This window comes from Solibacillus sp. FSL K6-1523 (assembly GCF_038005225.1).
Lineage (GTDB): Bacteria > Bacillota > Bacilli > Bacillales_A > Planococcaceae > Solibacillus.
This window is the reverse complement of the sequence record NZ_JBBOSU010000001.1, coordinates 2,389,548-2,401,510: the sequence shown is the minus strand read 5'-3', so window position 1 is coordinate 2,401,510 and position 11,963 is coordinate 2,389,548. Positions and strand designations below refer to the sequence as shown.

9 protein-coding genes are annotated in these 11,963 nt (G+C 38.6%); 5 read left to right on the top strand and 4 right to left on the bottom strand.

Annotation, left to right across the window (positions count from 1 at the left end; all coding sequences use genetic code 11):
- Positions 1 to 45 precede the first annotated feature (45 nt).
- Positions 46 to 645, bottom strand: a complete 600-nt coding sequence (locus tag MHI10_RS11375; RefSeq protein WP_340785525.1) for a peroxidase-related enzyme — start codon at positions 643 to 645, stop codon at positions 46 to 48.
- 181 nt (positions 646 to 826) lie between these two features.
- Between MHI10_RS11375 and MHI10_RS11370 the strand changes: the two genes are divergently transcribed.
- From MHI10_RS11370 to MHI10_RS11355, 4 genes are all read left to right on the top strand, one after another.
- Positions 827 to 1,783 carry an arsenic resistance protein gene (locus MHI10_RS11370; protein ID WP_340785524.1) on the top strand — a complete coding sequence of 319 codons (957 nt, stop codon included), beginning with the start codon at positions 827 to 829 and terminating at the stop codon, positions 1,781 to 1,783.
- Positions 1,784 to 1,816: 33 nt separating this feature from the next.
- On the top strand, positions 1,817 to 3,049 hold the full coding sequence (locus MHI10_RS11365; protein ID WP_340785523.1) for a hypothetical protein: 1,233 nt from the start codon (positions 1,817 to 1,819) through the stop codon (positions 3,047 to 3,049).
- Positions 3,050 to 3,475: 426 nt separating this feature from the next.
- Positions 3,476 to 5,170, top strand: a complete 1,695-nt coding sequence (locus MHI10_RS11360) for a methyl-accepting chemotaxis protein (RefSeq protein WP_340785522.1) — start codon at positions 3,476 to 3,478, stop codon at positions 5,168 to 5,170.
- 572 nt (positions 5,171 to 5,742) lie between these two features.
- Positions 5,743 to 6,162 (top strand): hypothetical protein, encoded by a 420-nt coding sequence (locus MHI10_RS11355; RefSeq protein WP_340785521.1) that lies wholly within the window; start codon positions 5,743 to 5,745, stop codon positions 6,160 to 6,162.
- 300 nt (positions 6,163 to 6,462) lie between these two features.
- Here MHI10_RS11355 and MHI10_RS11350 read toward each other — a convergent pair whose 3' ends face one another.
- On the bottom strand, positions 6,463 to 7,407 hold the full coding sequence (locus MHI10_RS11350) for a DUF3992 domain-containing protein (RefSeq protein WP_340785520.1): 945 nt from the start codon (positions 7,405 to 7,407) through the stop codon (positions 6,463 to 6,465).
- A 379-nt stretch (positions 7,408 to 7,786) separates the two neighbouring features.
- Between MHI10_RS11350 and MHI10_RS11345 the strand changes: the two genes are divergently transcribed.
- Complete coding sequence (locus MHI10_RS11345) at positions 7,787 to 8,179, top strand: DUF3992 domain-containing protein (RefSeq protein WP_340785518.1); 393 nt, start codon at positions 7,787 to 7,789, stop codon at positions 8,177 to 8,179.
- A 361-nt stretch (positions 8,180 to 8,540) separates the two neighbouring features.
- Here the strand turns inward: MHI10_RS11345 and MHI10_RS11340 are convergent, their stop codons facing one another.
- Together MHI10_RS11340 and MHI10_RS11335 are read right to left on the bottom strand one after the other, a co-directional pair.
- A complete protein-coding gene (locus MHI10_RS11340; RefSeq protein WP_445683185.1) occupies positions 8,541 to 10,595 on the bottom strand; it encodes a collagen-like protein in 2,055 nt (684 codons plus the stop codon).
- 154 nt (positions 10,596 to 10,749) lie between these two features.
- Complete coding sequence (locus MHI10_RS11335) at positions 10,750 to 11,829, bottom strand: glycosyltransferase family 2 protein (protein WP_340785517.1); 1,080 nt, start codon at positions 11,827 to 11,829, stop codon at positions 10,750 to 10,752.
- Positions 11,830 to 11,963 lie beyond the last annotated feature (134 nt).

Sequence of the window (11,963 nt, the reverse complement as noted above, 5' to 3'; positions counted from 1 at the left end):
AAAAGTGGATGCGACAATATATTGTGGCACCCACTTTTTTTCCGTTTAACGATTATGTCCATAATGCCCCGGGTTGGCAATGGCATCAATTGTACTAACCCAGCGATTTGTATAATTGAAGAAGCCTGCTATATACGCCGCTTCTAACACTTCATGGTCATTAAAACCAGCTGCTCGAAGTAAATCTACTTCGTTCGTTGTTATTTCATTTGGGTAACGCGTCACGCGATAGGCATAATCACATAATGCACGTTGCTTTTGGGATAATTCCGCTGAACGGTAATTATACGTTAACTGGTCGACCCAGCCTGGATTTTTCGTTAGCCCGCGCAAGATATCGCTATGTGACGTTAAGCAGTAGTTACAATTATTTGTTGAAGATACAACAAGTCCAATCATCTCTTTTTCCGCCGTTGATAAATAGCATGTTTCTTCATTAAATAAAGAATATTTAAAGTCTAAAAAGCCTTTATACTGCGCGGCATTAAGCGGAAGTATTTTAAATAAGTTATTGATGAAACCGTTTTGCTCAAGCTGCTTTTCGACATATCCATCAAATAACTCCTGTAAGTCTTGTGGAATATCTTCTTCGTTTGGCTTTTGTAAATAAGAGAGCTGTTCATTGTATTTACTCATAGCGGTCATTCATAACTCCTCCTCAAAGGTAATTTTCTGAATTTACTATAAACTACATTTCTCTTTAATTCAAACTATTTTAATAGGAATAATGTAAGAATTTTTAATATGAAACGATATATCTTTCTACTAGTGTATGATTACATTATGAATGGAACAAAAATCACATTAGCAAGCGAGGAGTAACAACATGAAAATTACGAGGGATCAACTAGAAAAAAATCAAATTTGGCTATTTGCTATATTCCTTTTGCTTGGGGGGATGGTTGGAAGTTTTAATGAACATTTCGCCGCAAATTTAGAATGGCTCATTTCGCCACTTATCGAGGTACTTATGTATTCGATGTTTACGCAAATTCCATTTTTAAAGCTGCGTGAAGCCATTTCAAATATCCGATTTATCGGAGCATTATTAATAGGGAATTTTATAGCGGTGCCGATTATTGTATGGGTTTTAATCATACTATTTCCGCTTTCGCCACCTATTTTAGTCGGTGTTTGTTTTGTGTTACTTACGCCATGTATTGACTATGTTATTGTTTTTACCCAACTCGGTAAGGGCAATGAGAAATTAATACTAGCCTCCATGCCGATTTTATTTGTAGTGCAAATGCTATTGCTTCCATTATATTTATGGCTATTTATTGGAGAAGAGATGGTGGGAGTTGTCCATATAAAGCCTTTTTTAGAAGCGTTTTTATTATTAATCGTTGCACCACTAATTTTAGCGGTCATTACCCAATTTTGGGCTAAAAAGAACGCATTAGGGGAGAAGGCATTAGATTTAACAGCATGGTTGCCGGTTCCATTTATGGCGATTGTTTTAATGGTCGTCGTCGCTTCACAAATTGGGAAAGTATACAGTGATTTCAAGCTCATTTTGCCTGCCATTCCTTTATATATTTTGTTTTTAATTATTACCCCGTTTGTTTCGCGGTTTATTGCATATGCATTTCGTTTAGATTCGGGAGCAGGAAGAGCGTTAATTTTTAGTACGGGCACGAGAAATTCACTTGTCGTTCTTCCGTTAGCACTCGCTTTACCTGAGTCTTGGGCAACACTAGCCGCTGCTGTAATTGTAACGCAAACGATTGTCGAGTTAGTAGGCGAATTATTTTATATTAAAGTTATACCTAAATTGATGTAAGGATTTACAACGAAAAATAGGAGGTGGATCGTGGTGTTAGCCGCCAAAAATTATATGAGAAAAATGATTGAACCATTTATTACGAGTGACATTGTAAAAGAATTACGGGATGGGGATGCGGTTTATTTTTACGGAACCGCTGAAAAATTGCTTGCAGAAGTTTATTTGGAGGAGCAAAAAATAAGTGAAATCACTTTTTTTCATAAGGAACTGAGTACAGATCCCATTTCTCGGGAGCAATTACACGCGATTATTAAGCAAGTGCAGCAAATTTTTCAAAAGGAAGATTATGTCCTGTACCATATATGGGATTCGGATGATTCATTTGAAATAGAACTTACTTTACAGGAGCCACGATTTCAGCTACCGATTCATTCGACAGGGATGAGATTGGATATTACGAAGGGCGGGCAGCTGGAGGAAATACGCTTTTTACAAGATGATGTTGAAATTACATATCCGGACAAAATCATCTCAAAGGAGCGAGCACGTCAATTGTTAATCGAGCAGCTGTTAATGAAAAAAAGTATCCTGCCTGCGCATAATTGGCAATACGGCTATGCATCGAATCATGAAATAATGGGGATTGAAGTGGATGGTAAAGTGCAATTTACACGTGATCTTCCTGAAATGAAAGGTGCCGCATTTAAAGAATTGCCAATAGTGGAGCAAGCAACTAATTTACAAGTATTTCTATTAGGTGGACGAGCTTGTTCGCTTGAACGGTATGAAAGAGAAGATGGCGAGAGGATTTGGACAGTAGATGATGAGGATTTCGAACGAAAAGTTGATGGAAATCCATTTGACCGCGCCTGTATCGCATTAAAAACGATTGTTGGTGACGAATATGCACATTACTTTTTTGAATCCATACCGAATATTTATGCGTCCCTAGGCATGGAGGATATAGCGGAAGAGATTATTACGTATCGCTTTGTGTATGTAATAGACGACAGCTCATTCGACTTTTTAGCTGTATCGATTTCAGTCCATCAAGCAACGAATCAAATTTGCTCGGTCAAGGTTCCGTATATTCCATTTGAAAAATTGAAACGTGCGACACAGCCGAAAATTTCGTTAGAGGAAGCGAATGCGATTGCACATCGTTTAGTTGATGTAGAATTAACCTTAGTGCTTGAAGGATATGGCTCGAACCGTTATCAATTCGTATATTCAATGGATTATCCAACTTCCCCAACACAAGGGCATATCCATTATATTGATGGTGAAACTGGGGAAGTGCATTTTGTAGAGACTGGGTTTTAAATTTTTGCTATTGAAGTTGATAGAACGATTTGTATTTAATAAATGCGCTACCTCGTATGAATGGTGGCGCCTTTTTTTTCGTACAAAAGTCTAATGTCTATTCGATCATGACGATACAGGGATGGGGTGAAGGGAATGGGCTTCTCAATAGTTACTCGGCTGTTTGTTAGACTTGTCTTTTAATAATAGAATATCAAAAAAATATCTTTTTTTAATAAAAAAGATATAACAACTCGTAATTCTTGCTATTTCTACCTCTATTTCCTATAATTTATATGGAGAGTTTATAGGTAATTACAACTTGTGAATTGTGAAAAATTAATAGAACTAAAGACATAGGTGGAAGTTGCATTTACTGTCCATTTATTTCGCGATATACGCGGATAATAAACTTGTAATTTAAAAAGAATAAGAGAGGGAATATTTATGAAGCTATCCATTAACAACAAATTATTATTAGGTTTTTCAGTCGTAATTTTCATACTAATGCTAACAGTTGGCGTAGGTTATTATCAAATTAATTCGGTTAGTAATACGTATAGTGATTTAGTGCAGGATAAAGCAAAAAAAGCAGTTGATATTAAAGGTTTACAAGTCGCAGCTAAGCAGGAAATACTGAGCATGCGCGGTTATTTAGTGATTAATGATAAGCAATCATTGCAAAGTTATTCGGAAGCAGTGACGGACTTTGCAGAGAAATACGAGAATTTATTGGGTAGATTTAAAATTCCAGAAGCAATCGCATTATTGAAGGAAATTGATCAAGTTGAGGAGGAATACCAACAGTTTACTAAACATGTTTTTGAATTAAAAGAACAAAATCAAATAGAAACAATCAATCAATTGCTTTCTACACAAGGTGCAGATATAGTAAGTAGATTTGATGAAAAGGTCGAAAATCTATCAAGTTATCAAGATGCTTTACTAAATACGGGTGATAGTGAAGCCATTCATCAGGTAGCTAATACGAAATCACAAGTTTTAATATTAGGTGTTCTTGCTATTTTAATTGGAGTTGGAACAGCTTTTATTATGGGGAGACTTATTTCAAAACCGGTAGTGGCATTAGCTAGTGTCGTTTCTAGAGTTTCTGAAGGTGATCTTACTGTGGAAGAGATTAAAATTAGAAATCGAGATGAAATTGGGAACTTGGCAAATTCCTTTAATTTAATGACGAGGAATCTGAAAACTTTGCTCGAACAAGTCAGCTTAAATTCAGCGCTTGTCGCTTCTTCTGCCGAGGAGTTGACGGCAAGTGTTGAGCAAACTACCCAAGCTACCAATCAAATTGCAACTGATATTCAAGATGTAGCAAGTGGAGCGGAAGCACAAGGGCAGGGGGCTAATGAGAGCTCACAAGCAATGGGTGAAATGACAATCGGTATTCAACAAGTAGCAGAAGCAACTTCCTCTGTTTCAGAATTAGCAATCGAAACGGGTAAAGAAGCAAATAGTGGGAATGAATCTCTACAAAAAGTTATTTACCAAATGAATACGATAGACGAAGCTGTAAATAATTCTGCCATTGTTGTTAAAGATTTAGGGGAACATTCAAAGGAAATTGGAAAGATTATTGAGGTCATAACATCCATTGCAGATCAAACGAATTTGCTAGCGCTAAATGCAGCGATTGAGGCTGCACGTGCAGGTGAACAAGGTAAAGGATTTGCAGTTGTTGCGGAAGAAGTTAAAAAACTTGCTGAGCAATCTAAACATTCAGCAGACCAAATATCTCTGTTAATTTATAAAATACAAAGTGACACAACGCATGCAGTAAATGTTATGAATAAAGGAACGGAAGAAGTCAAAGTAGGATTGGATGTTGTTCAGCAAGCAGATGAAGGTTTTGAGAAAATTCGCAAGTTAATTGAGCAAGTGACAGCTCAAATTCAAGAAGCTACTGCGGCATCTGAAGAAATGTCAGCGGGTGTTGAACAAGTGAATGCTTCTATTGAAGAAATTGCTAGAATCGCTCAAACTTCTGCTAATAACACACAAAATATCGCCTCTGCATCAGAAGAACAATTGGCGTCAATGGAGGAGATTGCTTCTTCCACATCTGCTTTATCTCAGATGGCGGAAGATTTGCAGGAACAGGTGAATAAATTTAAATTATCCTAGGCGTGATTTAATGCTATAAGCAAGTTAAGCGCGTTATAGTTTTTATTAAAAATACAACCTTAAGAGTTAATTGCTTAAGGTTGTATTTATTATCGTAACAATTTAAACATTAAAAGAATGTTCATTACCGAATTCTATGAATGGACCAAACAATCCCACCTGAGTTCGCGCCCCCCAAGTTCAGTGTCAAAGTTAAACCATTTGCTTCATAAAAGAGATCAATCGTATCCCCTGCATTTAATTCTACATCCCCAGTGAGTGTAATGGTCCCATTTCCTAAAATTCCACGTATGGTTAATACTAGTACGCTAAGGTTTAATAAAGGAAATAAGCCGCTTATTAAATTGGCCGAACCGTTTCTACGAATAGCGAAAGAAGGGTTAATATTTGAGCCTAGCGTAACGCTAAGGGCCACAGTTGTAGAGTAGTTAATGGTTGCCTCTAAACAATATTTCCCAGCTGTCGGGACTGTAAATATACCCGTCGCAGCATTGAAAGTAGGGGCTGTGTAAAAAGGAGATGCTACACTCCAGTTATTTAAAGTAGTAGATCCACTAACGGATAAAGTCTGTTTGAAAGCCGAAAACCCTTCTATAAAAGCAGGCCCAGTAGCTCCGGTAGGTCCAGTAATTCCCGTTAATCCAGTAGGACCAGTGATGCCAGTAGATCCGGTAGCTCCAGTAGGACCAGTGATGCCAGTAGATCCGGTAGCTCCAGTAGGACCAGTGATGCCAGTAAATCCGGTAGTTCCAGTAGTTCCAGTGATGCCAGTAAATCCAGTAGGTCCAGTAGTTCCAGTGATGCCAGTAAATCCAGTAGGTCCAGTAGTTCCAGTGATGCCAGTAAATCCAGTAGGTCCAGTAGGTCCAGTGATGCCAGTAAATCCGGTAGTTCCAGTAGTTCCAGTGACGCCAGTAAATCCGGTAGCGCCAGTAGGACCAGTGACGCCAGTAGGTCCACGTGGTGAGCAACCACATGAAAATTGCGGCTGACAACCAATACCACCACAAAAGTTATTCGTACAGCCACAGGGGTAACATCTACAATTTGGACAAGTTTGTCGGCTATAATAATCTCCATAAGTCATAATCTCACCGCCTTTCACTACTATTTTATTCAATAGAAGAGATAGAGGCAGAAGATAAGTAACTATAAAATACTATAAAAAATTGCACATAGAAAAAATAGTATTTTCATACTGGGCATGGGCAAATCTTAAATTAATACAATAGGGAGGGGGTTGGAATCAAAATAATTCTAAACTGTACGAATTGATTCTTGCACCACCCCAATTATAAAGATGGAGGCTTAATATTACATGAAGATAAAACTAGTTCTTGACGTGGATGACTGAAAGACCCTTTCAATTCAATAATCACATCATCAACCGATTTTATGCTTTGACAAATGGAAAGAATGATCACAACCTCTATACAATTTGTATTGCTAGAAAAGGAAGGGATAATATGTGCCCTGCAATTCACATCGATTGTTTGACAATGTATTTTTGTTCCAGGAGGGGCGCATAAGAACGCGGTTTCAACTTCAGAAAATGGGAAGACAGATTGGAAACATATTTCTCCAGCATCGTTAAGAAAATGAACGCAAACAAAGCCTTGTATTAAGAAGTCGATACATTGCAACATCATTGTTTCTCCGAGTGCCTTTTGAACATAAACGTTTGATCGATTTTTTGAACTGGTCAATTCTTTCCATGTTACAGAGCAATCACCCATCAAAGAAAGGGGCTTACCATGACAATCAGATAAAAAACAAATCGCCTTCTGAATATCTTGAACGGAATTAAAATTGTTCTGATCATTTGGATGAAAATGAAACATAATTTTAAATTCTCCGTAGCAACTCTCGATATTCCCATTGTTTTCTATACATTGCACTTCAATCGAAGAAAGGTGCGAAAAGGTACCTGAAAATGAATTTCCCTCGTTTACATCCGCCTGTTTTTCACCGTTCACAAACACAGTTAATGGATTGCCATGTCCATTATAATAATTAATGCAGATAGTGCCTCCGATTTGGCTAATTCCGTATGTAGTCCATAAAATGGTCGGACTGATTTCGCCGCAAGGTACAGAAAAATTACAACAAATTAGATCATGAAGCTGTGTGTCATCTAATTGAATTTTTTCTTTTAATTTGATGACCGTAGAGGTAGTGATCCAATCTAACACCCTCGGCACCTTTACACAATGAACGGTAGCTCTTTCATTTGACATCGGTTAATTCGCCCCCTTTCTTCAATGTAGTGCGCTTTTATATCATATGTGTATCAATACAAGAAAGAAACTACTGTCGTCCCGGACAAGAGCATAGTTTTTTGTGAAAATGGATGTTTTCTTTTAAATTATGTATTGCCTATTGATTAACGTGGTAGCCATTGTAAATTTCTTTTAACATGATAGGGCTATTAAATAATAAATGATTGAGAATTTATACCTTAAGAACATTTCAAGAGGTAAATTGGAGCATAATCTCAAATCGAAATCCCAATTGAATATATATTTTAGAGGTTACAAGAGTCTATTCATTTTTAGCAACCACGCATTTAATATAATGTAAGATTAAATTATGCTAGGAAGGAGTTGAAATTATTTTATGTGTCAGAACTCTATGGTGTCAGGAAGTTTTAGTTGTTGTGAGCCGAAAAATTTTGTGCAAGATAAAATATGTAATGATTTCCAAGTGGTAGGTATTGATGAAGCAACTGCGGAAATTCTGTATGCGACAAATCCAAATGATGTGATTTATGCATCTGGATTTGTTAAGAATACAGGACCTCTCCCAATTACTGTACAATTTGTAAAAGGGGCAGACCCAGTTACAGGTGCAGGTGGTACGGTTGTAAGAGAAACTGAAGTTCCAGTAGGAGGAGCATTTACTTTTACAATTTCACGATTTGATACAATTCGTGCATTTTCAGCTACTGCGACAGTAGATTTACCAGCGGCAGGAGAATTTTGTATAACTCCTCGCTATTCAATTAGCTAATCGTTTCATTATTTTTTTCCGTTATAAAAAGTAGGAAAATATAATGGAAGTGCGTTTTTAATTAGAAAATGTAGATTTACCTATATTAAGACGGTAAAGCGTTTATTATGAGACTATAGCGATTACAAGTGCGGGTTCCGTGTTTGTAATCGCTTTTTTGTAACTTAATTAAAATTAGAGGGATGGATGTGATTTAATCAAGGCTTATTATGTATGGATTGAACAAATGTGTGTTGATATTCTATTTTGGAATTTCAAATTTGAAAAAATGCCGAAACGCTGATGTGACTGCGTTTCGGCATTCTTAAATTCAAGTATATTTGATGTGAAGGTGATTAATTAAATCGCCAATCGAATTTCATTAACTAGTTCGATGACATGACCAAATGATACCGTTATTAAGGCCGCCACCTAAATTAAGTCCTATAGTCAAGCCATTTGCTTCATAAAACAGACCAACTGTATCGCCTGCATTTAATTGAACTTCGCCAGCTAGTGTGACGGTTCCATTTCCTAAAATTGCTCGTAAAGTTAATACTAATGCTACGTTGACATTTAATATTGGGAATAAGCCACTTATTAAATTTGTCGTTGTATTAATTCTACGAATAGTGAATGCAGGATTTACTGTTGATCCTAGTGAAAGTGATAGTGCAGCAGTGGTAGTATAGTTAATTGTTGCTTCAAAATTATATTTTCCTGTTGTTGGTACTGTGAATACTCCTGTTGTGGCATTAAAGCCAGATAATGAGAAATAAGGATCTGCTGTATTCCAGTTTGTAATCTGAGCAGATGCGTTAACATTATTAAGTTGGTTTGATGCTGAGAAACCTTCCGTAAATGCAGGTCCAGTTAATCCAGTAGGACCGGTAGCCCCAACTAAGCCGTTTAATCCAGTAGGTCCCGTAGCTCCGATAGGCCCAGTACTTCCAGTAGCGCCGTTTAATCCGTTTAATCCAGTAGGTCCAGTAGCGCCCGTAGCTCCAGTGTCCCCGGTATTGCCGGTAGCGCCATTCAATCCGTTTAACCCGGTAGGTCCCATAGCCCCGGTAGATCCAGTGTTCCCAGTACTACCGGTAGCACCGTTCAAACCATTTAATCCAGTAGGTCCAGTAGCGCCCGTAGCTCCAGTGTCCCCGGTATTGCCGGTAGCGCCATTCAATCCGTTTAACCCGGTAGGTCCCATAGTGCCGGTAGGTCCAGTGTTTCCAGTACTACCGGTAGCACCATTCAATCCGTTTAATCCAGTAGCCCCGATAGGTCCAGTGTTCCCAGTATTTCCGGTAGCACCATTCAGTCCGTTTACTCCGGTAGGTCCAGTAGCTCCGATAGGTCCAGTATTCCCAGTACTACCGGTAGCGCCGTTCAATCCGTTTAACCCAGTAGGTCCCGTAGCTCCAGTGTCCCCGGTATTTCCGGTAGCGCCATTCAATCCGTTTAACCCGGTAGGTCCAGTATTCCCAGTACTACCGGTAGCGCCGTTCAAACCATTTAATCCAGTAGGTCCAGTAGCGCCAGTAGCTCCAGTGTCCCCGGTATTGCCGGTAGCGCCATTCAATCCGTTTAACCCGGTAGGTCCAGTCGCCCCAATAGGTCCAGTGTTCCCAGTATTTCCAGTAGCGCCATTCAATCCGTTTAACCCGGTAGGTCCAGTCGCCCCAATAGGTCCAGTGTTCCCAGTATTTCCAGTAGCACCATTCAATCCGTTTAACCCGGTAGGTCCCGTAGCTCCGATAGGTCCAGTGTTCCCAGTACTTCCGGTAGCACCATTCAATCCGTTTAACCCGGTAGGACCCGTAGCTCCGATAGGCCCAGTATTCCCAGTACTACCAGTAGCGCCCGTAGCTCCAGTGTCCCCGGTATTGCCGGTAGCGCCATTCAATCCGTTTACTCCGGTAGGTCCCGTAGCTCCAATAGGCCCAGTACTACCAGTAGCGCCGTTTAATCCGTTTAACCCAGTAGGTCCAGTAGCTCCGATAGGTCCAGTATTCCCAGTATTCCCAGTATTTCCGGTAGCACCATTCAATCCGTTTAACCCAGTAGGTCCAGTAGCCCCGATAGGTCCAGTATTCCCAGTACTACCGGTAGCACCATTCAATCCGTTTAATCCAGTAGGTCCAGTAGCGCCCGTAGCTCCAGTGTCCCCGGTATTTCCGGTAGCGCCATTTAACCCAGTAGGTCCAGTAGCTCCGGTGTTCCCAGTATTGCCAGTAGCACCGTTTAACCCAGTAGGTCCAGTCGCTCCGGTAGGTCCAGTGTTCCCAGTAGCTCCAGTGCCACCAACAGGTCCACATGGTGCCCACCCGCAATCATTTGGCACCAAACCACCATTAGCCCAAGGGTTATCTATGCAATGACATGGGTAGCTATTACATTTACTACAAATTTTATGTCTAAAATAATCATTAACATTCATTATTTCACCACCTTTCTCGACTATTCTATTCAATAGACTAGAGAGAGAGAGAAGACAAGTAACTAATTAATTAAATTAAAATAGTGGTAAATAGGAAAGTTATTAGAGAAGTTTCATGTATATTAGGACCATTCGTAGAGATTCTTTAGAATGCTTAGTCAACTTCTTTTTTTAAAATTCGGGCAAAGTAATCTTTATTAAATTGGATTTTAGGGTCGTTTGGTATGAAAGTTCCTGCTAGTTCATTATGGGCATTAGCTAATTCATATTGTTTCATTCGATCGTATAGAACGCAAAGTTGGAGATGGGGTAGCCAAGTAGTAAAGATGTTATTTTGGAATGGAGCATGGGGGTGTTGTTTCGTTAGCAGCGCTTGTTCGTACCAGTGAATAGCTTCAAGATTTTTAAACTGTTCCATAAAGTGAAAACCGAGTCTACAACATGCTTCTGGACGAGGAATATCATATTCAAAGGTTCTTAAAATGGCGCTCAGTTTATTTTCTTTATTGTTTAAATGAGTATAACAATCTGCTAGTTTAAAGCAGGCACGAATGTTATCTTCAACCCAACCTAACCCCGAGGTTAAAAACTGTTCGTAGTAAAAAGTGGCTTTTTCATATTGCGCATGGTCAAAAAGTTCATTTGCGTAATAGAAAATATCTCGAGGTGACAATTCTTCGCCAGAAGTTACTAAATGATTGTAAATTTCTATATTTCGATTATGATCATGACTAAGCGGTAAATGGCTCACGGCAACATCGCTTTGAACGATATTTCCGCCAACTTCTAAATACTCGTGGACAGCACCAATCCACCTAAATTGTTTTGCTCTTTTAACAATACGATTTCTCCTAAGAAGAGAATTTACATTTCCTTCTTCATCAAAACTTAAATGATAGTTCATAGACACAGCATCTATATCGGATGTTATTGATTCTTTTAATGCTTTGAACTTTTTTTGATCTTCCTCTGAGAATACATCATCTGCATCGAGCCACAAAATATACTCTTTCGTTGCTTGTTGAAAAGAAAAATTTCGTGCTGCTGCAAAATGATTAATCCATTGAAAGTCAAAAATACGATCCGTGAATTGCCCAACTATGTCTTTTGTATTATCAGTAGAACCAGTATCAACAATATTAATTTCATCTACTAAATCTTTGACGGAAGCAAGACACCTTCTAATGACATCTTCCTCATTTTTAACAATCATACATAAACTAATGGTAATCAACTTGTACCCCTCCTAAAATAATCCTTGTAGTATATGTTAATTTGAGGGATTTGTTAGGATATAAAAAGATTTTTGTTCTTTAACTGGATTGAACCGAATGGTCTTTCTATTACAAATAAATATGAAGGGACAAA

Bases quoted from the DNA above. Each gene is read 5' to 3' on its own strand.
- MHI10_RS11340 (WP_445683185.1), bottom strand. From the start codon at position 10,595: ATGAATGTTAATGATTATTTTAGACATAAAATTTGTAGTAAATGTAAT.
- MHI10_RS11370 (WP_340785524.1), top strand. From the start codon at position 827: ATGAAAATTACGAGGGATCAACTAGAAAAAAATCAAATTTGGCTATTT.
- MHI10_RS11360 (WP_340785522.1), top strand. From the start codon at position 3,476: ATGAAGCTATCCATTAACAACAAATTATTATTAGGTTTTTCAGTCGTA.
- MHI10_RS11375 (WP_340785525.1), bottom strand. From the start codon at position 645: ATGACCGCTATGAGTAAATACAATGAACAGCTCTCTTATTTACAAAAG.
- MHI10_RS11350 (WP_340785520.1), bottom strand. From the start codon at position 7,407: ATGTCAAATGAAAGAGCTACCGTTCATTGTGTAAAGGTGCCGAGGGTG.
- MHI10_RS11345 (WP_340785518.1), top strand. From the start codon at position 7,787: ATGTGTCAGAACTCTATGGTGTCAGGAAGTTTTAGTTGTTGTGAGCCG.